This window comes from Paenibacillus sp. TCA20, assembly GCF_000732325.1.
Lineage (GTDB): Bacteria > Bacillota > Bacilli > Paenibacillales > Paenibacillaceae > Paenibacillus > Paenibacillus urinalis.
Window position 1 is genome coordinate 445,904 of record NZ_BBIW01000004.1, and the last position, 26,756, is coordinate 472,659.

A 26,756-nucleotide genomic window follows, 5' to 3' on the forward strand; every position below is an offset into this window, starting at 1 on the left:
GGATACGATAATCAAAATGATTCTCTCCCTAGGACCTGTAACCGTTAAGAAACCGGAGGTAAGTCATGGTACACAGTAAAGACAACAAGATGACCGTAGGCGTGGTCTATGGAGGCAAGTCAGGAGAGCATGAGGTATCATTGCAGACTGCATTTGCCGTCATCAGCGCATTTGATTTTGATAAATATGAAATTATTCCTTTCTTTATTTCGAAGCAGGGAAGCTGGGCTAAGGGCGGCAGACTGACTGCGCCTCCTGCCAGTATAGATGAGCTTAAGCTCGGTGGGAATGCGGAAGAGACAAGAGATGCACTGAATACCGTATTCGGACAACTGTATGGTACCGAGGGTGAACTAGATGTTATGTTCCCGCTCTTGCACGGTACGAACGGTGAAGACGGCACCATTCAAGGCTTGTTTGAAATGGCTGATATCCCTTACGTGGGTGCTGGTGTGCTGCCTTCTGCAGCAGGTATGGATAAAGTCGTGATGAAGAAGCTGTTTGCACAGGCGGGTCTTGCGCAATGTGAATTTGCGTATTTCAATCATGTGCAGTGGAAGCGTGCGAGTCATGATCTCATCGTGGGGATGGAGGACCAGCTGGGCTATCCGATGTTTGTTAAACCAGCGAATCTCGGCTCCAGTGTTGGGATTTCCAAGGCTCGTAATCGCGATGAGCTTGTTCAGGCGGTTGAATTCGCATTCCGCTACGATATTAAAGTTATCGTCGAGGAATTTGTAGACGCGAGAGAAGTCGAAGTCAGCGTACTCGGTAACGAGGAAGCGATCGCTTCTGTACCGGGAGAGATTGTATCCTCCAGTGAATATTATGATTATGCGGCCAAATATATCGACGGCCAGTCACAGATGCTGATTCCTGCGCCGCTTGATGAGGAGGAGGCCGACCGTGTTCGCGAGGCTGCTCTCCAGGCTTTTCGTGCCATTGAGGGTAACGGCATTACACGGGCCGATTTCTTCATTCGCAGATCGGACGGAGCACTGCTTATTAATGAAGTGAATACGATGCCGGGCTTTACGCCGTTCAGCATGTATCCGCTGCTGTGGCGGGAGACAGGTGTATCCTACAAAGCGCTGCTGGATCGGATGATTGAGCTTGCTCTGGAGCGGTATGCTCAGAAACAAGCACTGAATTACGAGAATGGTAACCGGTAGTCGATGTGAACACGAAGGGGAGTGATATGCTCTCCTTTTTTCATATATACAGGAAGTTCACAGAATCTTATGGATATAAAATTTGGGATACAGGAGGTTGTACGTATGGGATTTCAAACAGAGTTTAATTCGGTCTGTAAATTTAAGAGTGATCAGGAGCTGTATGAGCTGCTGGAATATGGCCGGGGCAAAATGGTGAAGCAGGGCTTCAGGGTGTTCCCCACGGGTCAGAAGGTTATTGCCTATACACCTGAGAATATCGCGGTTGCTATAGTGAAAATTGTCGGCTGTATTGCCGAGATTAATTTTCAAGGACAAGAGGTCACTGAGGTGGAGATGATACTTGAACGCAAGCTGAACGAAGAGGAATCCCGGATTCAGACTGCGCTAGCTCACGAAATGTTTTTTGGAGAGCAGAATAAGTAGCCTTGAATGACGTTTCAAGCAGGTTTTAATCCGTAGACATAGGGTATAACTGTACTATTATGACGAAGGGATTGAACCGCTTCCATGATCGTACGATTCGGATATGTAGCCATGTCAATGGTGGTAGCGAACGCGTCACCGTCTAAGACGATGACGATGGCGAGCTTTAACAAGATAGAAGACCGGGAAGCAGCGATCCGTAAGCTCGAACGCATTGCTGCCGAGAACTTACATAACACCCTCAGGCTGCTGAGGCATAATCTGGCAAGTGATATCAAAGTCTATCGCTTCTCATCCAAGCTCATTCCGCTTGCTACACACGGAGATCTGGCCGATTGGGATCCATTTGCGGCATTAGTCCCCTCTTTTCAGGAGGTTGGTGATTTTGTGAAAAAGCACGGGATGCGAGTCTCGTTTCACCCTGATCATTTTACGGTGTTAAGTACACCACGGGAGGAAGTGCTGAGAAGCTCCATTCGTGATCTAATGCACCATAAGGCGATGCTTGATGCGATGGGACTGGATGCAAGGGCGAAGAACAATATTCATATCGGCGGTGCTTACGGGGACAAGAAGAAGGCCGCAGAACGATTCATCGTCAATACGGAAGCCCTGCCTCCCGAGCTGCTGCAGCGGATCACGCTTGAGAATGATGATAAGACCTTCACAGCGGTTGAAACGCTGGAGGTATGTAAGAAGACAAGCCTCCCTATGGTGCTGGATATACATCATCATTGGGTGAATAACGATGGGGAAGCGCCCTGGGAATTGTGGGAAGATATTCTGGAGACATGGAAGACGATCTATGCTCAGGCGGATTCTTCTCCTGAAGAAGTCCTGCCTCCCAAGATTCACGTTTCGAGTCCCAAGAATGAGAAGGATATCAGGAGCCATGCGGATGGAGTTGTGCTGGAGCCTCTGCTGGACTTCCTGCGTCATATTGCGGACCGGACCCCTGCTATTGATGTGATGATCGAAGCGAAACGCAAGGATGAGGCGTTATTTAACTTAATGAAGGATTTCGAGAAGCTCGCGGGGGAAGGTATCGAAATCATAGACGGAGCCACAATTCGGATGTAAGAAAATGCACAATATTTTGAAATAGGGCTTTTTACGTGTAACGAGAACACGTTTTAAACGTTACTATTATAGTAAGCTTAGCTATAGGTTCATTCTGTATAGCGCAAAGATACAAAGAAAGTAGTGTGATCGCTTTGAACGACAATCAGAAGATTCCATACGTAGTTACTAGTAAGAGTTATACTGCCGTTGCAATTAATGCTGCTGCCAAAGCGGGAGAGTGGATTAAGAGCCGTGCCGGCTCTGCCGTTAAAACGACGACGAAATTCTCAGCCCAGGATTTGGTGACCGAGGTGGATAAGGGTGCAGAACAGATGATTCGCAGACTGATCCTGACTCATTTTCCCGATCATGCGATCCTTGGTGAAGAAGGGGTTGAGCCGGGAGCGGAAGCATCTGCTAAGGCGCTTGAGGCTGCACGTGAGGAAGAATATTTGTGGATCGTAGACCCGGTAGACGGCACGACCAACTTCGTGCATGGCTTCCCTTTTTTCTCCGTATCCATTGCACTTGCCCATCGCGGAGAAGTGATCGTAGGTGTAATCTATGATCCTATTCGAGATGAGCTCTTTGTAGCGGAGAAGGGGAAAGGTGCATATGTTCACGGAGATCGAATGAAGGTCTCTCGTGAAGAGAGCTTGTCAGACAGCTTGGTCGCGATTGGGTTTCCGCCTGATCCCGAATTTGCGCTTCCTGCAAACATGAGTGTTGCTAAGGCACTGGCACCCAAAGTTCGCAATTTGAGAGCAGGAGGCTCGGCCGCACTTCACCTTGCATATGTGGCAGCAGGCAGACTCAGCGCATATACCGAGATTGGACTCAACCCTTGGGATATCGCTGCAGGAGCGCTGCTGGTTCAAGAGTCCGGGGGAACCGTGACAGATACACAAGGCAATCCATATCATCTGGCGGTTCGGTATGTTGCAGCAAGCAATGGTCAAATTCATGAAGAACTCATTCGTACACTGACAGAAGAGAATGCAACCGGCGTAAACTGATGCCTCTGCTGCATAATAGGCTCCTCTGCGGTGGAATAATGTATGCAAAAACAAAGGAGTGATGGATCGTGAAGGATTCACGTGAACTGGAGCGCCAGCTTAGCGAAATGCTGACGGAAGGAGAGCCTGAATTTGGAGACCGCAAGGAAAGAGAGCGGCAGAACATATCTCCGAAGCACGAAATCCGCATTCAGACACAGCTCGATCCGATTGTAGAAGAAACGAAGAAGTTTCGCAGTATGGCGAAGGAAGTAGATCATCGGTATGATGACTATATGAAGAAGGCCGGTTTATCCGAGTAATCACCGCTATTTATTGATTAATATTACAGAGATGCCCCGATATCGGGGCATCTCTTTTTCGTGTGAAGTTGTTAAATAGTAGTATCTCCCTCCATATGCTTGGTGGTAAAATAAGGAACATGGCATGAGAGAGGGGATATTGTTACATATGATGAAGATCACAGGCTTCAAGAGAAGGGCTAAGCAAGGCGTTGTCTCACTGTTTGCAGGGGTGCTCTTCTTGAGCGCAGGGCACACGGCGGTGAATGCGCAGGAAGTGGCTGGCACGGAGCCGTTTAAGATCGTCGCACTTGGGGATTCCATCACGGTAGGCTATGAGCCGGGGATGGAGGATTACTCTACAGCTCCTTATGGCTACGTCGAGCGTTTACTTGAGCAAGGTCTATTGCATGAGCGGACCGTGGTAACGAACTACGGAATTGGCGGCTTAAAAAGCAATGGATTGAAGCAGTTTACGGAAGCGATACTAAATAAGAAGTCCGTAACACCTGAGGATATACAGCCCGGACTTCCAGATGCTCGTGTGGCCTCTTATATGGCAAGTATCGCTCAGATTAATCAGGATGTAGCCGAGGCAGATGTCATTACGATTACGATCGGCGGCAATGATGTATCGGAGCTGCTGGTGACCGCAGACGGAATGAACGCTTCAGATTTGGATCGCAGAGTTGAGGAGCTGCTTGCAAAATATACATTAGAGGTTACGGCCGCTGTTCAGCAGCTCCACACCATGAATGGTGATGCTATAATCGTGCTGGCAGATCAGTATCAGCCGGTTCCCAAGGTGGGGAATGCAGGACTTTATGCCAAGCTGATGGAAGCAAGCGCTGCCTTTACCCGCACAGTGGATGCGCTGGCCACTGAACTCAGCACTCAGGGCGTATCGATCAAGGTCGCACACATCGCTGAGGCGTTCGTCGGTGGAGAGGGAACGATGACCCATATGATTGGCAGCCGGGATTTTCATCCGAATCAGCTCGGTTATGAGGCGATTGCCAAAGTATTTGCAGAAACAATATGGGGGCAATATGTGAAATTAAAGGCGGTAGAGGCCGGGGAGCCGATGAACATTATCGTCAGCGGACAGCTGCTGAATACTCCGTATAAGCCGGTGCTGCGAAACAATCAGAATTATGTGGCGATTCAGGATATTGTAAGTGCCGTAGGCGCGAAATCACAGTGGATTCATGAAGCAAAGGCGACGATGATTACTTATAATGCAAATCGAGTACAGATCCAGATTGATAAGCCGAGTGTACTCGTGAATGATCAGCTGATTCCTGTGAAGAATGCTCCTTTCCTCCATCAAGTTGGCAAGGTAGCGAAGACTTATGTACCTCTTGCCCTTATCGCTGAAGGGCTGGGCTATGATGTACAGTACAATGCTAAGCTTAAGACCGTCTTTATCAATCCGTAAAAATAAGGCAGATGACAGCCCTTCATAGTGCTTCATACCTGTTCACAGCTGTAGCTGCTCTCTTCATGAGGGCGGCCTTTTTTATATTCCGATCAATTGCTTTGATCAAGATGATTGAAGCAGCCAAAGGTATTATGAAATTGATTCGATTCACTGTACAATAATTATGAACTTGTAATATAATCAACAACAAAGACTTCTACAGACAAACACAGAATAATTAATGATTTATATTTCTGCATCACAGATTTTGTTTCGATTTACCTGCGTACTGAGGTCAGGCTTCTATAAAAGGAGGCGTGCGAATGCATGAATAATTTGGATCATGTTGTTAGTCGAGCTTGGGATTCCGGCAGCAGAAGGTCCGCACCTGTAATCAGACTCCGTGTCTTCAGAGAGGAGGAGGACAGCGTCAAACAATCGGCGATTGTCAGCTCCATGCTGGAGCTGGTGCACCATCATTATGCCGATGCTGATCTATCCCTGAATACGGTAGCAAGACATATGCTGTACATGAATCCGGATTATTTAGGTAAAATGTTCAAGAAGGATACAGGGCTTAATTTCTCTCAATATTTAAATCAATACCGGATACGACAAGCCTGCAGTTATATTCAGCAGGAAGATGAGGATGTCAGAATTTTCGAGTTAGCAGAATGGTTTGGCTTCGGCGGAAATTCAGGTTACTTCAGCCAAGTATTCAAGAGATGGACAGGGATGACACCGTCTCATTACAAAAGAAGGGCAAGATGATGTTTTGTACATTGTAAGGAGGACGAACTCTTGAGCACAAGCACACTATCCCATTTCAAATTTGACTTTGGTCCCGGCATCACTGCAAACGGTTACATTGGAATCCAGCCTGACACGATTTACGATGAGGGGCTCGGATACGGGTTTGAGTCAGTCGGCAAAATTTATGGAAGAGACCGGGCGGAAGTACGATTGGCTCCGAACAATCAACAGAGCAATGTGAGCGAGGGGGCATCTGGATCAGACAGGAAGCGTTTGCAGGACAGCTTCTGCATTCCGCTGAACACGGTATTTCGCCTGGATGTCCCTGCGGGGAGCTACCGAATTCATTTGCTCATCGGTGATGAATTAACCGAGACGAGGACGATCATAAAGGCGGGGGAAGGGAGGCTGATCCTTCCCGAGATACACACGCCGCCAGGACAATGGATTGAGGAGAAATGCACCGTTCATGTGAGGGAGGGAGATTCATTACGACTCTCCTTCTCGGGAGCTGCGCCGCGGATTAATGCGATAGAGGTTATGCCTGCCAATCAAACATTGACGGTATTTATCGCCGGAGATTCAACCGTATGCGACCAGCCTGCAGCAGGCTACCCGTACTCGGGCTGGGGACAGATGCTTCCTGCCTGCTTCAAGCATGACGTGGTGGTAGACAATCACGCGCATTCCGGTCGCAGCACAAAGAGCTTTATCGACGAAGGAAGGCTTGCAGCGATCGAGAAACGCATCAAACCTGGAGATTACCTATTAATTCAGTTCGGACACAATGATGAGAAATCGGATGCGCAGCGGGGGACACAGCCGTTTACAACTTATAAAGAGTATTTACACCAATACATAGATACGGCAAGGCGTCATGAGGCTTATCCAATTCTTGTTACGCCTGTGCACCGAAGATACTTTAATGAGGATGGAAGCTTGATCGACACGCATGGCGACTACATTACAGCGGTTAAGGAGCTTGCTGTGGAGGAAAAGGTTCCAATGATCGACCTAGCAGCGCGCAGCAGGGTGCTCTTTGAAGAAGCAGGCGTAGAAGGGAGCAAACATGACTTTTTATGGGCGTTCCCAGGCGAATATATGAACCACCCGGCAGGAGTGGAGGACAACACGCATTTCTCTGTCCGCGGAGCTACCCGGCTGGCCAAAGAGGTGGCAGCTGCCCTATCCGAGCTTCAATTGCAGCCGCTTCAGATGTATCTTCGGGGCCATATCAATCGATGAGTGGGGGATAAGCACAATGAATCCAATAGAAGCAAAGGGATATGAACCACTTGGACGCACAACATGGATGATTCCTGACGGTTACATTCCGCCTGACAGCAGCGGCAGTCTTGAGAGTCATGAAAGCATCTGTGTTCTTAATACAGGCAGCGAGGATGCCCAATTGGTGATGACTATATATTTCGAAGACAGGGAGCCGATGGAGGGAATCGAGACTGTCGTTCCTGCCAGGAGAACTCGTCATATTCGAACCGCAGGACTTGAATCAGAGGGACAGAAGATTCCTCCCGGCGTTCCTTATGCAATCACAGTGCAGAGTGATATTCCGATCATTGTTCAATACAGCAGGCTGGATACAACACAGCCGGAGCTGGCACTGATGAGTGTAATGGCTTATCCGATCTAGATTCATATTAAAAAGAGGAATGACGGATTGTGAGTCATTCCTCTTCTGAATATTCTGGCTTATTTGTACGTAGTTGTATTTACCGGATGGATATTCACCTTTACTTCTCCCAGCTCGTAATTGTCGATGGGGTGTTCTTTATCCTTGGATAATTTCTTCCACAAGTCAAGATGCCTTCGATACAGGTGCTCTTCCAAGCTGTAAATATCCATTTTCTTCGCCTTGGTCTGTTCGAATGTGTAACGTATTTTCTCCACCATCCGGCGTTCTGTTTCCTTTTTCAGTTGTACATCCGATGCCAGCTGCTCGTCCTCGAGAACGGTCGCTTCGGCATTTACGGTAATATTGAAGGTAACCGTATGATTATCCTTGGTTACAGCAGAGATATTGGACTTCGCATCACGAACGAGCATCACATGTGAGCTCTTCAATTCAGGATCAAGGTCCAGGGGATACTGCTGCATTTTACGGTAGCTGACATATCTTGCACCATCTGCTTCCTGACCGCTGACTTTCCCCGTATTTTTCTTCTTAGAAATCAGGTAGAGTCCATCAAAATAGATCATATGCGGCTTCTTGTTACTCTCTTGATTCCAGGCCTCCGCATTTGTGGCGACAGAAGGAAGCAGGACAGTGGAAGCAGGCTCTCGAAAACCGTCTAGAAAAAAATGAATCCGGATCGGTTCGTATTCAGAGCTTTGACGATACAGAGAAACAGGCTCAAACAATTCAATGCTTTGCACCGATTGGTTCAGCAAGGACGAGGCGGTCAGCAGTGTCTTAAGGTCTTCGCTTGTGCCATACATCCATGGCGTATAACGCAGCTCACCCGAGTGAAGGATGACATCAAGCGTCTCCTCCAGCTTCTGGTTTAATATATTTTCAGAGAGAACGATGGCTTTCACATGTGTCCACATGGTTCTCTGCTGTGAAGTGCGGTACAAATCATAAATTGCGAGCATCAGTGTCTTCCCTTTTCCTTCACCTACCCATATCGTTCCTTCATTAACTTGGTTGGGGCCTTCCTGTTTAGCTATATTGGCAAAATCCACGACCTGCGCATAGGCGATAAATTGCTTGTCCCGGTAATCGACTCCCAGTGTTGTAATAAAATTGATGCTTTGAACTTCCTTCGTACTCCAGCATCCACTGAGCAGCAGCATGAGGGAGAGGAGGCAGCATAACAGCAGTAATCTCACTCTCATGATTTATTACCGGTACGCGTATCATCCTGAGTTTGCAGCGATTCAGGTCGTTTCTTCCGCCCAAAGGTTGGCTTCATGAGAACGGTTTGTATGGCATCCCCAAGCTTAAGGGGGGTGACGGGAGATAGGTAGCGAACGCCGTAACTCTCAAGTGAGGCCATATGAATGACAAGAATAAAAGCCGCTATAAAAAATCCATACATCCCCAAAAAAGAAGCAAACGCTAGAACGAACAGTCGAATGAGTGATGTTACCGAACTAAGGACCGTGTTAACGAGCATATAGGAAGAGATGACAGAGATGGCTACAGCGACAATAATGGTCGGGGAAGTTACCCCTGCGCGGATTGCTGCGTCACCAATGATCAGTCCTCCTACGACCGTAACCGTCTGCCCAAGCGCACGTGGAAGTCTCCTTCCCGCCTCGTTAAATAATTCGAACATCGCAATCATCATAAATGTTTCGAGCGGAACGGGAAGCGGCAGTCCCACCCGTGTACCGGCAACCGTAGCCAAGAGCGGCAGCGGAATCTGGTCGACATTAAAGGTCGTGAGACCAATATAGAAACCAGGAAAGAGAGCAGCAACGAATAGACCGAAGATTCGAAGCAGCCGTTCAACAGCAACCATAAAAAATGGTGTGCTTGCATCTTCCGGGGAGTGAATTTGATTAAACAGTGTTGTCGGTGCAACAATGGCGACAGGTGATCCCTCCATCATGACGGCGAAACGGCCATTAAGGAGGGAGGTGACAATATAGTCTGGACGCTGGGTCATATCTGTCAACGGCAGAATGGACGGAATGCCTCCCATGACTGCCCGCTCAATAATAGACGTTCCGACGAGCCCATCCGTATCAATCTGACTCAACCGCTCCCGGATTGTTTTTAAGATCTCGGGATTAATAATATCCTCTACATAAAACAGAGCAATCTTGGTATGCGAGCGCTCGCCGGATACAAATTGCTCGTAGCAAAAGGATTTGGTCCGCAGCCGCTTCCGAATTAATCCTACATTGGTTGTGAGCTCCTCGGTAAATCCATCCCTTGCCCCCTTCACCGCCGATTCAATCGCAGATTCCTCTGGCGTTCTGCCCGGCACACTGGCAATGTCCAGTGTATATATACGAGTGTTCTGTTCACTTCCAGTCAAGATCAGCAGCTGTCCACTGAATACCGGTTCCTCAATTTGAACGGAATCAACAGGGAATTCAATTTCATTCAAGGTGAGAGCCAGCCTGGAAGAGAGATTGGAGCTGTCAGTCAAGTCCACAGAGGTAAGCCGTGGCAATACAATTTCGTTAATCGTTTTCTGATCCGTCAGTCCGTCGCAATACACCAGCGTGATGGGCGTGGACATATCTGTAAAATGATGCACGACCACGTCGGCACAGTTCTGAAACAAGTTGTTCAGCATTTCATAATTAAGGTGAGCTTCTTCCTCGTGTGGTTGCACCGTTCCCCCTCCTTTTTTTCTTAAGCTTCCCGATGGGAATAGCCATCAGAGCAATAACGATTAAAAAGCTAAAGTAAGCAAAATTCACCGGGAAAATCAAGGTGATGAGCAGGTTCTGAAAGACAGTGTCATTCAAAGGGTAGATCAAGCTTGAACTCATCAGAATTCCCCAGATCATGAAGATTAAGTTGCGTTTCTTCTTAATGTCCCAAACGACAACGGCAATATACATGGCAAGACTAATTCGGGTGAAGGCTCCAGCAAGCCATTGATAAATAGAGAAAAAGTCGGTCTGGGTGATGTATTTCCCAAGTGAGGCAATGCGCCATTCTTCGAATGCAGGATATCGCATGTGTTCTGCCTCATACGGACCGAACTCCATAATAGCTCCGGTCAGTGGGCCGAATGTCAGGCCGACCATAATAAACATGAGCAGAAGGAGCTGCCAAAGCTTGATTTTCTTAGAGAGATAGGGCTGAATGAATAGAATCAGCGCAATTTCAACCCAACCGGACATACAGTAGAATATACCTCTGAACAACGGGGTGTATCCGTGCTCGAATAAGGGCAGAAGTCGATTATAGTCCTTGTACTGTACGTTGACGGTAGCAACGTAGAAGCCAAAGATGACGACCAGGGGCAGTAAAATACCAGAAGCGAAGGCCAAAGTGCGCATCCCCAAGCAGGCTGTTAACACAGAGAGGAAGGCCAGAATCAAGCCAATTACAAACATTGGCGATTCATATAAATACGATGATTTTGCCCACATGGCCGTGTCATAGAAGGTAAAATAACTGACCTGCAGGAAATAAACCGAACTGACCAGCTTGAACAGGAACCCGCCTGCCTTGCCCAAATTACTTGATAGCCATTCAGCCAGTGTATTTTCTTTCAGCTGCTTGGATATGAGAAATACGACCAAGGTAAACAGGATGATTGGGAGGGAAGAGATCACTACAGACAGCCAGGAGTCCCGACCTGCGACTTGGAGCAGAACCGGAATAATAAACACATGATTGCTTAAGCCCACAGACAGCATGATCAGCATCGCCGCTTGTAAAAAGGAAGGTTTCACTGGATTCATTAAACAGCCTCTTTCTTGTTGGGATACGCTCACCTTGAAAATATACCGAGAGACTTATTTAATTGTGCGCAGCTGTATAAATTTTCATTCACAAAGAAAATATGGCGTAAGAATGAAGCTGCAGCTTCCAGGAGGATTGTCCCTCCTGAGAGCTGCAGCTTCTAATCATTATTATATAGTTTAGGCTTATGCCATTACTTTAAAGGATTGCTCGGCCGCTTCAATGGTGGCATCAATATCTGCCTCTGTATGCGCGGTAGTTAGAAACCATGCTTCATACTTGGAAGGCGCCAGATGGACACCGCGGTTCAGCATATGGCGGAAGAATGCCGCAAACGCTTCTCCATCCGTATCCTGGGCCTCTTCGTAATTCGTGACCGGATGATCGCAGAAATGAGTAGAGAACGAGCCGCGAATCCGGTTAATGGTCAGCGGAATACCGTTTCGATCAGCAGCGGCTTTAATTCCATCTGTCAATTTAATGGTGAGGCGCTCCATTTCCTCGTACACACCAGGCTGACTCAGCACCTCAAGACAAGCAATTCCTGCGGAGATCGAAGCTGGATTGCCTGCCATGGTTCCGGCCTGATAGGCGGGACCCAGCGGAGCAACCTGCTCCATAATCTCCTTTGATCCCCCGTAAGCTCCGATAGGGAGTCCTCCTCCGATGATTTTTCCAAGGGCGGTCAGGTCCGGTTTGATCAGATCATGGTTATCCAGTCCCGCATAGTTTTGCGTTGAACCGTAGTGGAATCGAAATGCGGTAATGACCTCATCGTAGATAACAAGTGCGCCATGCTCATGCGCAAGCTTCACCAGTCCTTCAAGAAATCCGGGCTTCGGCATCACCATACCGAAATTGCCGACAATCGGCTCAACCATAACGGCTGCAACCTCATGGCCCCATGTCTTCAGTGCTTCTTCCAGGCCGCCAAGATCATTGTAAGGTACAGTAATGACCTCCTGAGCAATGCTTGCAGGAATACCCGCACTGTCCGGTATCCCGAGCGTCGCAGGACCAGAACCTGCAGCAACAAGTACCAGATCCGAGTGGCCATGATAGTTACCGGCAAACTTGATGATCTTGGTTCGCTTCGTATAGGCACGGGCAACCCGGATCGTCGTCATGACGGCCTCTGTACCGGAGTTGACGAAGCGCACTTTATCCATGGAAGGGATAGCTTCCTTCAGCATTTTGGCAAGCTTGACCTCAAGCGTAGTCGGTGTACCGTATAATGTTCCGTTCACTGCTGCATCCGTAATGGCTTTCGTAATATGCGGATGGGCATGTCCCGTAATAATTGGACCATAGGCAGCCAGGTAGTCTATGTAGCGGTTGTCATCCACGTCATAGAAGTAAGCTCCTTCTCCACGCTTCATAAATACAGGCGCACCGCCCCCAACCGCCTTAAAAGAACGTGAAGGACTGTTGACGCCTCCAACAATATGCTCAAGAGCTTCAGCGTAATGATGCTCCGATTGCGTACGATTCATTTGTATCATCCTTTCTGCATTCTATATTGTAAAGTTAAGCCCTCAGGCGGACAACTCAAAAGGGCAGCTTCCGCTGCCCTTACTTGTTTGTATCTATTACAGTATATCACTTTGCAAATGGTTATGGCAGGGAGGCAGCAGGATTGAATGTGACTTCTGGCAAGCTGTCTACTGACTGTCACCGCTGGCTGATTTGTCGATAGTCGTTGTATCCTGGACCTTTTCCGTTTCCGTTGGATTAACAATCTCTTGGACATAAGTTTTTAATTCTTCATCATCTCTTACGCTAAGCACAGCGGCCCCGCCGATTTTCTCTTCAACAAGAAGGCTCATTGGCGGAATCTGCTCGCTGCCCTGAAAATTGCTCTGATATCCAAGCGAAGCCAGCTTCCACATGTCATTTAAGGTGAGATTTGTATCGATATATGGATTTACTTCATTTAAAATGGTTGGCAGCTTGGCTATTGACGTTGTTGTCTGCATTTTGTCTGCAATGGCACCGATTAGCTCACGCTGACGTTCGGTTCTTGAGAAATCCGACATGGCATCATGCCGGAATCGGACATACATTAATGCCTTTTCACCATCCAGATGCTGAAGCCCCTGCTTAAGGTCAATATCATATTCATGATGATCTGCCTTGCTAACATAGTGCATATCTTTTTCAACCTCAAATTCAATGCCGCCGATCGCATCGACCAGCGCAATAAAGCCTTGGAAGTCCGTATATACGAAATACTGAACAGGTATGCCGAGCAAATCACTGGCTGCCTGCATCGCTACATTAGGGCCATGGGTAATCGCCGTATTAATGCGATCGCTGCCGTATCCGGGAATTTCGGTGTATGTATCACGAAGGAGAGAGAACAGTGAAATTTTCTTGGAAACCGGGTTGAGGGAGGCAACCATCATCGTATCTGATCTTGGTATTTCACCTTCGGCCATGCCTCTGGCGTCAACGCCCATGAGCAGGATGTTCACAGGTTCTTTACCTTCCCATTTCGGAGGCTCGGGTGTTCTCTCCTGGTCTACCTTCTCGACGTTGTAGAAAGGGGACTCCTCGCCTTCCTTCTGCAAATCTTGAAGTTCATTTACAACCGAAGTAAAATAATAAGCTGCAGGCAGTAAGACAGCAAGGATCACAACGGTAACAGCGGTCCACAGAATTCGTTTGGTCTTCTTGGTCATCTGAAGCTCTTCCTTTCACAGTCACATGAGTTTTATAAAGGTCGAGAAGGCGGCGTTGATTTACAATAATATACATATGATATCTTGTACATTATAAGTTCTTTTAGGGAAACAAATCAATTCTGGATGGCCTGCGCACATGAAGGCAACACAATAGAAGAAGGGATTGCTGCAACATGGAACTAACCATTGGCGCAAAGGCGCCTGATTTTGTGCTTGAAAGAAGCGGAGGACAGAAGGTTCGGTTATCCGACTATCGCGGTAAACGCGTTGTACTTTACTTTTATCCCAAGGATATGACGGCTTCCTGTACGGATGAGGCATGCCAGTTTCGAGATGCTCATGCATCGTTCAGCACACTGAATACAGTGATTCTGGGGGTAAGTACGGATCCGGCGAGCCGGCACGATAAATTTATTACCAAGTATGAGCTTCCATTCACACTTTTGTCAGATGAGGATCATCAGGTGTCTGAACTTTACGGGGTCTGGCAGCTCAAAAAGCTGTATGGCAAAGAGTATATGGGTATCGTTCGCTCCACTTTTTTAATTGATGAAGAAGGAATATTAGTGAAAGAATGGCGCAAGGTTAAAGTGAAGGGCCATATTGATGATGCGCTTGCGTTTATTCAGACCCATATGGAGAAGTAGTCTCGATCTAAGAAGTCCATTACTGCCGCCGGTCCATTAAGGATCGGCTTTTTTTATAGAAAATAACCCCAAATGTACTTTATGAATCCAACTTAATTCAAAATATGAATCTAGCAATTTGCAAATTGTATAGTCTTTTTTAGCCGCCCGTTTCATAAGATAGCATTGTGAATCTCAAAATCTACTTATTGAATATAAAAGATGGGGGCAATGAGGATGAAAGCGAAAATGAGTATCGTAGCAGGTATGGTTGTCTTGTTTATATTGGCAGTAACAGCGTACATAAATCCTTCCCAAATCATTAGCTCGGCCAATTCCTCAGCGGAGAAAGAAAGTAAATTAGATAACAGCTCTGCAGTCACAGAAGATAGAGAATCGAAAAATCCCCCAAAGGCAGTCGTCTCACAAATGGCCTATGCAGCTCACAGCAGCATCAATAAACCGGAAGCAACAGTGGCAGTCAAGCAAGCAGCAAGTAAACAGGCAGTTCGTTCAGCACAAGCAAGCGCGGTTAAAGAAGATAAAAGCCGACTAAATGAAGCATCCGCAGAAACAAAGGTGAAGTCTGATTCCCAAGCGAGCAAAAAGACAGTTTACCTAACTTTCGACGACGGCCCGGGGAAGCACACTGCTGAAGTACTCGATATATTGGAGAGTTACGAGGTGCCAGCCACTTTTTTTGTACTTGGAAAATATGTAGAGACGTATCCTGAACTGGTCTATCGAATGCATGAAGAAGGGCATGCCATTGGCAATCATACGTATAATCACGATTATGATGAACTTTATGATAATTTTCCTGATTTTTGGTCACAGATTAAAGAAACAGAAGAAGCAATCCGGCTGATTACCGGCAGCAGACCACAGCTGGTACGCGCGCCTGGAGGAACGTTTGGGCATTTTGACCAGACCTATTTTGAACTGATGAAGCAGGCAGGTTATTCGGTTGTGGATTGGAATGTGGACAGCGGTGATTCGAAGCGCAGCGGGGTCCCGGCAGCAGAAATCGCTCAGCAGGCCACAGAGGTCAGCTCAGATAAAGATTTGGTCATTCTGCTGCATGATGGAGGAAATCATGGGGAGACGGTGAAAGCCCTGCCGGACATTATCGAATACTATCAGAAACAGCAGTACCAGTTTGCGGTGCTCGATCCTGCGGAGAAGCCGGTTCAGTTCCGTGTGAAAAATGATGAATCGATAAAGAAGAGGTTTCAGCCGAGCAGCAAATGGATAAATAATGTTATCGCTCCTAACGCTGAACTATTCGAGGAGGGACCTGCGCTTGTCATCGAGGCAGGCAAACAGGTGGCTGAACTCAAGTACGGCGAATACCGGCTCGAAAATGGACAGTATATCGTTCCTCTCAGAGAGGTGATTGAGAAATTTGGAGGCACAGTGAAGTGGAATACAGCTGAGCGCAGTGCTGACACGGTGTTCGGAACAAACATAATTAAGGTAAAACCGGACGAGCAGCTTGTCACTGCTTCAGAAGGGGGATATGCAGCAGAGACTGATATCTATATGGAAAACGGAGTGATGTGGCTTCCATTGAGATCGTTGCTGAATGCTGCCCATTTTGAAGTCAAATCCCTGGTCCGAGGAACAGGCGAAATTGTCGTCTACGCCAAGTAAACAGTAGGACATTTCCAATTTTATGAATACAAATTCAGCGAACCGTTGATAAGACTTGGAATTCATGCGTTGTCAAAAAATGCTTGACTTCAAGCTCTGATTTTAATATGTTTATATCACGGTTTAGCTGATCATCATATCAGTTAAGCAGGAACGTGATTAAAGGGGAGTAGCTGTACAGCAAAGTCGTCAGTTCGGGAATAGTCCCCGGCTTTGTTGGCAACCATTCGTTGTTAGCGAGACCTTTACCACAGACTGTGGTAGAGGTCTCTTTTTTGTGAGACCTTTGCCGGCCGGTGAAGGTTTTTTTGTAATTTATTTTATTACTAGGAGGATGTTTCATGGAGCTGTTTTTAGAGTATGCATGGGTACTGCTTGTGCTCGTTGCTCTAGAGGGATTGCTTGCGGCAGATAATGCCCTGGTTCTCGCAATCATGGTTAAGCACCTGCCTGAGGAGCAGCGTAAGAAGGCGTTGTTCTACGGTTTGCTTGGTGCGTTCGTATTTCGTTTGGCATCACTGTTCATCATTTCGTTCTTGGTGGACGTGTGGCAGGTACAGGCACTTGGAGCCCTATACCTCTTGTATATTTCCATAAATCACGTGGTCAAGCATTTTGTTGGCAAAAGGCAGACCGAGGATGCGAAGCCTAAACCGGAGAAGCCGAAGAAGCAGTCTGGCTTCTGGATGACGGTACTCAAAGTCGAAGTTGCTGATATCGCATTTGCGGTCGATTCCATACTTGCAGCGGTAGCTCTTGCTGTTGCGCTGCCTCCAAGTGGAATTCCAGAGATCGGTGGTTTGGATGGCGGACAGTTTATCGTTATCTTCTTAGGCGGCTTCATCGGGCTTGTGATCATGCGTTTCGCAGCGACCTTCTTTGTTAAATTGCTGCAGCAACGTCCAGGTCTTGAGCTTGCGGCCTTCGTTATCGTAGGCTGGGTAGGGGTCAAGCTGGCAGTTATTACACTGGCACACCCTGATGTAGGTCTGATTGATGAGCACTTCCCGCATAATGCAGCATGGAAAGCAAGCTTCTATATTGTGCTTGTGCTGATCGCTGTTGTTGGATGGTTCGCTTCTTCGAAGAAAGAAGTTCCTGCCGAAGATGTGGCAACGAAGGAAGTCGAGGAAGTACAGCCTGGTAAAGATACATCAAATTAATTTCATAGAGCACTAACTGAGGATAAGATCCGGAGTTCATATTTGAACTCCGGGTCTTTTTTTGTGCCTGTAAGCTCTTTGATTGTCCTAGTGTCTATATCATTTGTGGATTGGAAATAATAGAAGTAAATCATGTGAGAAGTGATATATGAACTAGCGCCAAATAAGGAGGGGAAGCGATTATGGAATTCTCAAAATCTAGCGATTATGCTGCCAGTTTGCTTGAACGATTGGTGCAGCGAGTTGAGACAGTCATGGTCGGCAAGAAACAGGAAATTCGTTTGATTCTGATCGCGATGTTATCTGGAGGCCATATTTTGCTGGAGGATGTACCGGGAACAGGGAAGACCAAGCTCATCAAGACGATTGCCTCATGTCTCGGTGCAAGCTTTGGAAGAATTCAATTTACTTCAGATGTGATGCCTTCAGATGTTACAGGTACATCGGTGTTTAAGCCGATCACAGGTGACTTTGAATATAAACCAGGACCCATTATGGCGAATATTGTGCTCGGCGACGAGATTAACCGGGCTGCCCCGAGAACCCAATCGTCCCTGCTTGAAGCGATGGAAGAGAAAAGTGTAACGGTGGATGGCACCACTTATGCACTACCTAAACCCTTTCTGCTAATGGCTACACAGAATCCTATGCAATTCGAGGGAACGTTTCGTCTTCCAGAGGCGCAGCTGGATCGCTTCATGATGAGGCTGAGCTTGGGTTATCCAACAGTCCATGAGGAAGTAGAAATGATGAATCGGCAGGGAGGATTCGGTGACGCATTCATCAGACCCGTTATGCTGGCGGAAGAGCTTGTCAAAATGCAAAGAGAAGCATCGGCTGTTTTTGTGGATCCAGTGATTAAGGAATATATCGCCGGTTTTGCAGCCCATTCGAGAATACACCCGGAGCTCGTACTTGGTATTAGTCCAAGAGGAAGTATTGCCTGGATGTGTGCTGCTCAAGCAGCGGCTTATATGAACGGCCGAATGTACGTTATTCCCGATGATGTCAAGGAAGTGGCTATTCCTGTACTGTCTCACCGTATTCGAAGTCGTGCAGATCTATCTCATCATTATAATTCAGAATCCATTATTCGATCTTTGCTTCAGGAAATCCCGATCCCTGTTCAGCCCGCACGGGCAAGAGGGTGATGGAAGATGTGGAGGACATATCGTAACTGGCTGTTCATGGCGTTGCTGTTAGCTGGTTTGTCATTTGCCTACCATATCCAAGGTGGAGGGACGTTGCTGTTTCTCTTGATTTGCTGTGCAGCCATAGCGGGTTATGGATTACTGATTCTATGGGCAAAGCCCCGGAATATACGGATCGTACGGACATTGGAAACGGACAGAGTAGCAGCTGGAAATAAAGTGAATGTACATGTTCACCTTGAAGCAGATATCCCATTATTACTGCGCTGGCTGAGGATCGAAGAGGTCGCAGCTGATTCTCAGCTTGAACATAAGCAGTTGATTTTTACGGGACGATCGCGTTCTTATTCATATAAATATACGATTCGTGCGGTGCATAGGGGAGTGTATGTATTTGACACCTGCAAGGTGGTCTGGGGTGATGTGTTCGGATGGTTTACAGTCAGCTGCCGGGTTGAGGCACCTTGTACTTTGATTGTTCATCCATCACTCCAGACAGGCTCGGGTCATATACGTACTGGTTTGAATAGATCCTGGGAAGGTGCAGCTTACCGTACACGCTATCATCAGACCTCATTGGGGACAGAAGTCAGAGAGTATGTAGAGGGGGATTCAATACGCTATATCCATTGGAAGAGCTCGGCTCGCAGCGGGAAGCTGCAGGTTCGCATTCCAGAGGAACAGAGAGGCGGGCAGGTATATCTCATGCTGGATAACAATATTCATGCCTATGTGTCTAAACGGGCAGATGGCGGAAGTGCGTTTTCATGGGATGCCTATGAGGAGGCGGTGTCTACCTGCGCGAAGCTCCTCCGGTCTGCCTATGAAGAGGGAATGGGTGCTCATTTGACTATTTTTAATTGGGGTAAGGATAACAGTGAGAGAGAAGGCGGAGGCGAGAATAATCTGAATTGGATCGCTATGCCTGCTGCCGGAGAAGGGAAGGGGTACGAACAGTTGGATTATCTGGCAGGTCTTGAACCGGCAGGAACATGGAAAGATCAAGGAAGACAATTGAGGCAAGATACGAGAAACAGTCTCCATGACCCTTCCTTTAACGGAAACCTTGCTCCAGGCTCCCAAGTCTATATGATTACTGGTCTGTCAACGGAATTGAATAAAGCAATCTGTGAGCATTACAGCGGACAGCATATACAGGTGGTCTTATGTGAAACGATCGGAAACGGCGCGGATGGCGTGGATCGGATGAATTCAAGGGGAAGTGCCGTGTAATCGAACCTAAGGGAGGAGGAATGACTATGTACAATCAGAACAGTTTTGATCCCAAAGAAGTTGGTACGGGAGCGACGTCAGCGCAAGCGGCGGCCTTTTATGAACCATGGTATTTTCGCGCAGCGGCCTCCCTCGCTTTATTTGTTATGTTCCTGGAATGGCTCAGACCGGGAGGAATAAGCGGTGATTTATGGAGCCCATCCTCCATTAGTTTGATCGTACTAACTCTTCTCTTGCTGCTGATTGGCACATGGAATATGTCACTCGGCAAGTCCCTTATGATCCGGTTTTTCCTATCATTCATAGGCTTGTGGTGGATGGTGAAGGAGGTGTCAGGTGCAGATTGGATGCTTCAATACCCGTTGATCTTCAAGCAGGACATATTCATCTGGTTAAATCGTGACGGCTTCTGGCTCATCAGTGACGAGACCAAGACAATCTTGGTTACGCTGGGCTGGTCTTTGTTCGTAAGTGCTGTACAAATACTGGTCATCCAATTAAGGACTGTCCTGTTATTTGGTGTGGTAACGTCCTTGTACGTTTTTGGGGTTGAACTGGTAAATGGAGAGAATGCGACAGGTGCCATGATTCGAATTATCAGCTGTTTTTTATTCCTGCAGACACTCATGCAGCTTCCGAAGCTTAATAGTATGAGCTTATCAGCTCGTGTGAAGGACAAGAAACGCCATCTATTGTGGATCGGCATTGCCCTGGGTTCTGTGCTCCTGGTCGGAGGTGCGGCTGCTGTGTCCTCGGTTCTTCCTGTCAAATCCCCGGATCCCAATGCTCTGGCGGATACCAGGGAACGCCTCATCGACTGGGCGGATGGACTTCAATCCTCACCATCTGAAGCTGCCTTGGCAAGGACCGGGTATGACAATGGAGGAAGTGACATGGGCGCCCCCCTTGTTACCAACAATGAAGTGTTTTTTACAGCATATAGTCCTGTGGCAACTTATTGGAGAGGGCAGTCCCGATCCATCTATGATGGACGAAGCTGGAAGAGTGAATACAATGATGCCGAGCCTAAGCATTACATCAGCACTTCAGGTCGGATTCGGGAGGATGAAATTGAGGAGAATCCCTATTTTCGCCTGATCCAACAGACAGTAGAGCTGCAGACACCAGCTCAGGGCGGTGCAGACATTTTTACAGGTGGAGTGCCTGTTCGTCTGACTCTTCATCAATCAGAGAATGCTCGCGCCTCACAGAATGAGAAAGGGATCACTGGACAAAATAAAGCCAACCAGCAGTTTCCGTATATAGTAAGCGATTATGCCTCAGGGAATTTAAGATTTGATGATATGCATTCAAACAGCAATAAGACTGTGACCAGCTATAGTGCTGATGTCTTGATTCCTATCGACGATCTAAGCAGCCTGCGTGGCGTAACGGGCAGCGATCCTGCAGAGATCAAGCGCATGAATTTGCAGCTGCCGCAGGCTCTTCCGGACAGGGTTAGAGAACTGGCCGCCAATATTACGGATGGAACAGCGAATAGATATGATGCTGTAACTAGGGTTGCATCGTATTTGAGATTGAACTACTCGTACAGTCTGGATACCAGAGTGCCTCCGTCCGGCAAGGATTTTGTAGATGACTTCTTGTTCACCACGAAAAAGGGTTATTGCAACCATTTCTCCACTACCATGGTTGTGCTGCTTCGCAGTCAGGGGATCCCCGCGAGATATGTACAGGGATTCGGCCCTGGCGAACGTAGTGATCCGCGATCCAATGAATATACGGTAACTCACGGGGATGCTCATGCATGGGCTGAGGTGTACTTTTCGGGAGTAGGGTGGATTCCTTTTGAGGCGACACCAGGATATAGTACAGAAGAGCTTGAAACTGCGGGGGCTTCCGAGCCTGACGAAGCTGCACCGTCCGAGCAGCGAAATATAATCAGCATGGTACACAAGATTGGCAGTGCTATTAAGAGCGGACTAGTATCGATCATGCAGCCATTGACGCTGTCTGTGACAGCTGCCAGCGCACTCCTGCTTGCAGCAGCGGTGCAGGCGGGGCGAAGCTACAGCCCCGCTATAAGACTGAGGCTGATGCTGAGCTGGCAGCGCAGTCGTGTCTTTCCAGACCGTGAGCGTCTGCTTCGTGTGGGGACTCCGGTCTGGGAGCGAATCGCACAGAAATATGGGGTGCGCGAACAGGGTGTGACGCTGCGTGAGTACACCGCAGCCCTGCCTTTAACCGGTACTCCCGTACACGATGACGTGCGGCAGTTCGCCGCCGATTGGGAGTCGCTGGTGTATGCAGCGGAGCCGTTCTCTCGGGCGGCGAGCGTAGCGTTTCTGAATCGCTGTCTGCGGATTTCTAGATCACTTAAGTAAGAATCAATTTCATAAATCATTAAAAAGGTTGGAATTGAAACTATATATAGACAAACAAAATCATTTTGATCTATGCATACCCTTGATTGAAGCAGCTAAAGGTAATATGAAATTGATTCAAGAAGTAAATAATTTACGAAATAAACAGTTTACACCATGACATTTTGATTTACATTATTTCTTAATGATGAAGAGGACGAGCTATCCTTGACGTTAGGTTTTGTCGTTCAGTATAATTAATCTCATTAATTGAGGGAGGCTCGGTAATGATAAAGCCAAATGAAATTGTTGTCGTTCTTGATTTCGGGGGACAATACAACCAACTAATTGCGAGAAGAATTCGTGATCTCGGAGTATACAGCGAACTGCTTCCATATAACACGCCTGTTGAGAAGATTCGTGAAATCGCACCTAAGGGGATTGTCTTCTCTGGTGGACCGTCCAGCGTTTATGCAGAGAATGCACCCCATGTAGATCCAGCTATTTATGACCTGGGCTTGCCGATCTTCGGTATTTGTTACGGTATGCAGCTCATGGCGCATCAGCTTGAAGGCAAAGTAGAGCGTGCACATAAGCGTGAGTACGGCAAAGCGGACGTGTTGTTCAACGAAGGTTCTCATCTTGCAAAAGGACTTGAAGCGAACCAAACGGTATGGATGAGTCATGGTGACCACGTAGTTACATTGCCTTCCGGTTTCCGTCTTGACGCAGGTACGGAAAGTGCGCCAATTGCGGCGATGAGCCATCCTGAGCGTAACTTGTTTGCGGTTCAGTTCCACCCAGAGGTACGTCATTCTGTGAATGGTAACGATATGATTCGTAACTTCCTGTATGAAGTATGCGGCTGTGAAGGTAACTGGACCATGGAGACCTTCATCGAGGATAAGATTCGTGATATTCGTGAAACCGTTGGTGACAAGAAAGTGCTGTGTGCGCTGAGCGGTGGTGTTGATTCTTCTGTTGTCGCGATCCTTCTTCACAAAGCGATCGGCGATCAGTTGACTTGTATGTTCATTGATCATGGATTACTGCGCAAAGGTGAAGCGGAGAGCGTTATGGAGACCTTTGTCGGCAAGTTTGATATGAAAGTCGTTAAGATTGATGCTCGTGATCGCTTTATGTCCAAGCTTGAAGGCGTTGATGATCCTGAGAAGAAACGTAAAATCATCGGTAACGAATTCATCTACGTATTTGATGAAGAGTCCAGCAAGTTCGACGATTTCGACTTCCTGGCACAAGGTACGCTGTATACCGATATTGTCGAGAGTGGTACAGCTACGGCACAAACCATTAAATCTCACCATAACGTAGGCGGACTGCCTGAAGATATGAGATTTAAACTGATCGAGCCGCTTAACGCTCTGTTCAAGGATGAGGTGCGTATCGTAGGATCTGAGTGCGGATTGCCGGATGAGATTGTTCATCGTCAGCCTTTCCCTGGTCCAGGTCTCGCAATTCGTGTGCTTGGTGAAGTAACCGAAGAGAAGCTGAAGATCGTTCGTGACTCAGATTATATTCTGCGTGAGGAGATTGCCAAAGCCGGCCTTGATCGTGAGATCTGGCAGTATTTCACTGCTCTCCCGAACATGAAGAGTGTTGGTGTAATGGGCGATGCTCGTACGTATTCCTATACCGTAGGTATTCGTGCAGTGACGTCCATCGATGGTATGACCGCAGACTGGGCGCGTATCCCTTGGGATGTTCTTGAGAAAATCTCTGTCCGCATCGTCAACGAAGTCGATAACGTAAACCGTATCGTTTACGATGTGACGAGCAAGCCGCCGGCAACCATTGAGTGGGAATAGGAATACCAGGTAGGGTGAATCCACCTTGTATTTGAAGTGAAGAGTCTTCGACAACGTGTCGGAGGCTCTTTTTTTCCTTTTGTTAGAAAAATCATGAAAATAGATGTCGGTACTTTCTGTTAGTTTTCACGAATATGAAATTACCGAACATTGCTAACAGATAAAGTTTGTATTATTCGTATTTTTATATTGACAATTTTACATATCCCTCCTAGAATGAGACAAGGAAAACCAATAAACACATGCTTTTTCGTATAATCTCGGGGATTTGGCCTGAGAGTTTCTACGAGATCACCATAATGATCTGGCTACGAAAAGAAGAGAAGTGCAATCCAGAGCAAAAGGTACTGACACTGTCCATATTGATCGGAATAAAGTGTAAGCTGCTTTTTGGTTGCTTTTGCGTCTCTTTTTAGCGTAAGCCCATGAAGATCAAACATCTTTGCGGGCTTTTTGTCGTTTTAAGGTAACCGACTTATCTCTAAGGAGGAATATTCGGATTATGGAGCGGTTCTTTAAATTAAGGGAACACGGGACAAATGTCAGAACAGAAGTTATTGCAGGTTTAACCACGTTTATGACCATGGCTTATATTTTGGTGGTCAACAATGTATTTCTTGGACCAGACGGAGCAGGGATGCCGGCTAATGGTGTATTCTTTGCCACAGCAGTGGGTGCAGGCCTTATAACCATATTGATGGGACTTGTAGTTAACGTTCCGATTGCGCTCGCTCCCGGGATGGGTCTTAATGCATATTTCATGACAGTCGTTCTTAGCTCTGGGGGCGCCATTACTTGGCAGGCTGCGCTTGGTGCGGTATTTATTTCAGGTTTGATTTTTATCTTGCTTACGGTAACGAAAGTTCGTCAGATGCTGCTAGTAGCTGTACCTGAGAGCATTAAGATGGCTATAACCGTCGGTATTGGTTTGTTCGTCGCTGTGATTGGTCTGAAAATGGCGAATATCGTAGTAGCGAACGTTAATCCTGGTACTGATATAGCAGGTCCTGTGCCAGGCGGCAGCTTTAATCTAGCTTTTGGTAACCTGACACATGCAGACGTTATCTTGACGCTGATTGGACTCTTGATTATAGCAGTACTCATGGTTATCAAAGTAAAAGGTGCAATGCTCATCGGTATCGTGGCAACCACGCTGATCGGTATTCCAATGGGTGTAACAGATGTGAGTGGATTATCATCTGCAAGCTGGCTCCCTAGCTTTGACGATTTGACATTTGGTAAGCTGGATTTGGGAGCAGCACTCCAGGTTGGACTCTTTGAAATTATCTTTGTATTTACATTTGTAGAATTGTTCGATACTTTCGGTACTTTGGTTGGAACTACGACACGTATGGGACTGTTTAAGAATAAAGAAAAAGGCGAGAAGGTTGTCGGTAAAGCGATGCTCGTAGATGCTGTCGGCGTAAGTGCTGGTGCAGTTATCGGTACAAGTACAATTACTTCTTATGTAGAGAGCTCTTCCGGTGTAGAAGCGGGCGGACGTACAGGGCTGACAGCTGTAACAACAGGGATTATGTTCCTGCTGGCACTGTTCATTGCTCCTCTGGCCCTTATCGTGCCATCAGCTGCAACATCTCCGGCGCTTATTATTGTAGGGGTACTGATGATGAGTCAGGTTCGCAACATTGATTGGGATGATTTCCTTCACGCATTCCCAGCTTTCTTGACCATCGTTATGATGCCGCTCACGAATAGTATTGCGAACGGTATATCTCTTGGTATTATTTCTTATGTAGTACTTGCGGCCTTTTCAAACATTGCAACTAACCGCAAAGTAAAGATCCATTGGTTGATGTGGGTGCTGTTTATCATTGTATTAATTAGATATATCTTTATTGGTGCAGAGTAAAGCATATATAATAGAAGATATAGTAGAGTGCTATATCACGAATGCGTTGAATTTAGAGACCCTGTTCATGATGAACGGGGTCTTCTTTTTTATATGTTCTGCTTGGGTGATGATGGAACGGTGAGGGCGCGATGTGAGCATTTGCTCATATATAAGAGTGTTAATTAAGTGAGGAATAATTTTTTTAAAAAAAGGTTGCATAAATTTTATGTACATGGTATATCCTAATTCCGGCCAAGAAATAAGCCGTTTCAAACAAAAACATGGCAAGTAAGCTTCGATGAGAAGTTGAAAAAAACTTTTAAAAAAAGCTTGCATTTCTAAACCGGACATGATATGATATAAAAGTTGCTGACGACGAGAGTTGAAACGCAACGAAGTTGATCTTTGAAAACTGAACAACGAGTGAGCAAAGAATTTCGATTCTTCGAAATTCTAAACGCGAGGTTATGGTGCAAGTCGTCAGACTGTATGATAACCGAGCAAAATAAAGAGAACATTACGTTCTCGTCAGTTTTTCTAAATGAGCTTAATCGCTCTCAAATATTTTGAAGGTTGGATATTTTCTCGAAGAGATTCGGTGATGTTCAGCTCGATAAATCCTTATTGGAGAGTTTGATCCTGGCTCAGGACGAACGCTGGCGGCGTGCCTAATACATGCAAGTCGAGCGGAGTTAATGAGAAGCTTGCTTCTCTGAGAC

General features: G+C 46.9%; 22 protein-coding genes, 1 rRNA gene and 1 riboswitch. Of the genes, 18 read left to right on the top strand and 5 right to left on the bottom strand.

The genetic code is table 11. The annotated features are described in order from the left end of the window. Positions 1–65: 65 nt before the first annotated feature. The 9 genes from TCA2_RS10835 to TCA2_RS10875 all read left to right on the top strand — a co-directional run bounded on the left by TCA2_RS10835 (position 66) and on the right by TCA2_RS10875 (position 7,781). Positions 66–1,172 carry a D-alanine--D-alanine ligase gene (locus TCA2_RS10835; RefSeq protein WP_047911600.1) on the top strand — a complete coding sequence of 369 codons (1,107 nt, stop codon included), beginning with the start codon at positions 66–68 and terminating at the stop codon, positions 1,170–1,172. Between the two features lie 105 nt (positions 1,173–1,277). Further along, positions 1,278–1,598, top strand: a complete 321-nt coding sequence (locus TCA2_RS10840) for a hypothetical protein (RefSeq protein WP_047911601.1) — start codon at positions 1,278–1,280, stop codon at positions 1,596–1,598. An 84-nt stretch (positions 1,599–1,682) separates the two neighbouring features. Further along, entirely contained in the window at positions 1,683–2,678 is a 996-nt protein-coding gene (gene uvsE / locus TCA2_RS10845) for a UV DNA damage repair endonuclease UvsE (RefSeq protein ID WP_047911602.1), read from the top strand. Positions 2,679–2,812: 134 nt separating this feature from the next. After that, a complete protein-coding gene (locus tag TCA2_RS10850) occupies positions 2,813–3,676 on the top strand; it encodes an inositol monophosphatase family protein (protein ID WP_370510329.1) in 864 nt (287 codons plus the stop codon). A 68-nt stretch (positions 3,677–3,744) separates the two neighbouring features. After that, positions 3,745–3,978 (top strand): hypothetical protein, encoded by a 234-nt coding sequence (locus TCA2_RS10855; RefSeq protein ID WP_177178758.1) that lies wholly within the window; start codon positions 3,745–3,747, stop codon positions 3,976–3,978. A 148-nt stretch (positions 3,979–4,126) separates the two neighbouring features. After that, positions 4,127–5,395 (top strand): GDSL-type esterase/lipase family protein, encoded by a 1,269-nt coding sequence (locus tag TCA2_RS10860; RefSeq protein WP_052511891.1) that lies wholly within the window; start codon positions 4,127–4,129, stop codon positions 5,393–5,395. 309 nt (positions 5,396–5,704) lie between these two features. Continuing rightward, complete coding sequence (locus TCA2_RS10865) at positions 5,705–6,148, top strand: AraC family transcriptional regulator (protein ID WP_047911604.1); 444 nt, start codon at positions 5,705–5,707, stop codon at positions 6,146–6,148. Between the two features lie 30 nt (positions 6,149–6,178). Continuing rightward, on the top strand, positions 6,179–7,375 hold the full coding sequence (locus tag TCA2_RS10870; RefSeq protein ID WP_047911605.1) for a rhamnogalacturonan acetylesterase: 1,197 nt from the start codon (positions 6,179–6,181) through the stop codon (positions 7,373–7,375). 16 nt (positions 7,376–7,391) lie between these two features. Continuing rightward, on the top strand, positions 7,392–7,781 hold the full coding sequence (locus TCA2_RS10875; protein WP_047911606.1) for a sensory rhodopsin transducer: 390 nt from the start codon (positions 7,392–7,394) through the stop codon (positions 7,779–7,781). Between the two features lie 59 nt (positions 7,782–7,840). On the opposite strand, the gene TCA2_RS10880 is transcribed toward TCA2_RS10875, so the two are convergent. The 5 genes from TCA2_RS10880 to TCA2_RS10900 form a co-directional block, all read right to left on the bottom strand. After that, the gene (locus tag TCA2_RS10880) at positions 7,841–8,986 is read right to left on the bottom strand and encodes a Ger(x)C family spore germination protein (protein ID WP_047911607.1); all 1,146 of its coding nucleotides are present in this window, start codon (positions 8,984–8,986) and stop codon (positions 7,841–7,843) included. Then, a complete protein-coding gene (locus tag TCA2_RS10885) occupies positions 8,983–10,440 on the bottom strand; it encodes a spore germination protein (protein WP_047911608.1) in 1,458 nt (485 codons plus the stop codon). The genes TCA2_RS10880 and TCA2_RS10885 overlap by 4 nt, the downstream gene beginning before the upstream one ends. Continuing rightward, the gene (locus tag TCA2_RS10890; RefSeq protein WP_047911609.1) at positions 10,409–11,524 is read right to left on the bottom strand and encodes an endospore germination permease; all 1,116 of its coding nucleotides are present in this window, start codon (positions 11,522–11,524) and stop codon (positions 10,409–10,411) included. The genes TCA2_RS10885 and TCA2_RS10890 overlap by 32 nt, the downstream gene beginning before the upstream one ends. A gap of 186 nt (positions 11,525–11,710) precedes the next feature. Further along, entirely contained in the window at positions 11,711–13,018 is a 1,308-nt protein-coding gene (locus TCA2_RS10895) for a glutamate-1-semialdehyde 2,1-aminomutase (RefSeq protein WP_047911610.1), read from the bottom strand. Between the two features lie 168 nt (positions 13,019–13,186). Next, complete coding sequence (locus TCA2_RS10900; RefSeq protein ID WP_047911611.1) at positions 13,187–14,206, bottom strand: LCP family protein; 1,020 nt, start codon at positions 14,204–14,206, stop codon at positions 13,187–13,189. A 176-nt stretch (positions 14,207–14,382) separates the two neighbouring features. Here TCA2_RS10900 and bcp point away from each other — a divergent pair, with 176 nt between their 5' ends. The 9 genes from bcp to TCA2_RS10950 form a co-directional block, all read left to right on the top strand. Next, complete coding sequence (gene bcp, locus TCA2_RS10905) at positions 14,383–14,856, top strand: thioredoxin-dependent thiol peroxidase (protein ID WP_047911612.1); 474 nt, start codon at positions 14,383–14,385, stop codon at positions 14,854–14,856. Positions 14,857–15,072: 216 nt separating this feature from the next. Further along, a complete protein-coding gene (locus TCA2_RS10910; protein ID WP_238546347.1) occupies positions 15,073–16,488 on the top strand; it encodes a polysaccharide deacetylase in 1,416 nt (471 codons plus the stop codon). A 341-nt stretch (positions 16,489–16,829) separates the two neighbouring features. Then, on the top strand, positions 16,830–17,651 hold the full coding sequence (locus tag TCA2_RS10915; protein ID WP_047911613.1) for a TerC family protein: 822 nt from the start codon (positions 16,830–16,832) through the stop codon (positions 17,649–17,651). Between the two features lie 182 nt (positions 17,652–17,833). Continuing rightward, a complete protein-coding gene (locus tag TCA2_RS10920; RefSeq protein WP_047911614.1) occupies positions 17,834–18,802 on the top strand; it encodes a MoxR family ATPase in 969 nt (322 codons plus the stop codon). Positions 18,803–18,808: 6 nt separating this feature from the next. Further along, a complete protein-coding gene (locus tag TCA2_RS10925; protein ID WP_047911615.1) occupies positions 18,809–20,035 on the top strand; it encodes a DUF58 domain-containing protein in 1,227 nt (408 codons plus the stop codon). A 26-nt stretch (positions 20,036–20,061) separates the two neighbouring features. Next, positions 20,062–22,380, top strand: a complete 2,319-nt coding sequence (locus TCA2_RS10930; protein ID WP_047911616.1) for a transglutaminase family protein — start codon at positions 20,062–20,064, stop codon at positions 22,378–22,380. Positions 22,381–22,646: 266 nt separating this feature from the next. Next, positions 22,647–24,185 carry a glutamine-hydrolyzing GMP synthase gene (gene guaA, locus TCA2_RS10935; protein ID WP_047911617.1) on the top strand — a complete coding sequence of 513 codons (1,539 nt, stop codon included), beginning with the start codon at positions 22,647–22,649 and terminating at the stop codon, positions 24,183–24,185. Positions 24,186–24,415: 230 nt separating this feature from the next. Next, positions 24,416–24,516, top strand: a riboswitch (purine riboswitch). A gap of 171 nt (positions 24,517–24,687) precedes the next feature. Then, a complete protein-coding gene (locus TCA2_RS10940) occupies positions 24,688–26,055 on the top strand; it encodes an NCS2 family permease (protein WP_047911618.1) in 1,368 nt (455 codons plus the stop codon). 603 nt (positions 26,056–26,658) lie between these two features. Then, a 16S ribosomal RNA gene (locus tag TCA2_RS10950) occupies positions 26,659–26,756 on the top strand; the annotation flags it as partial.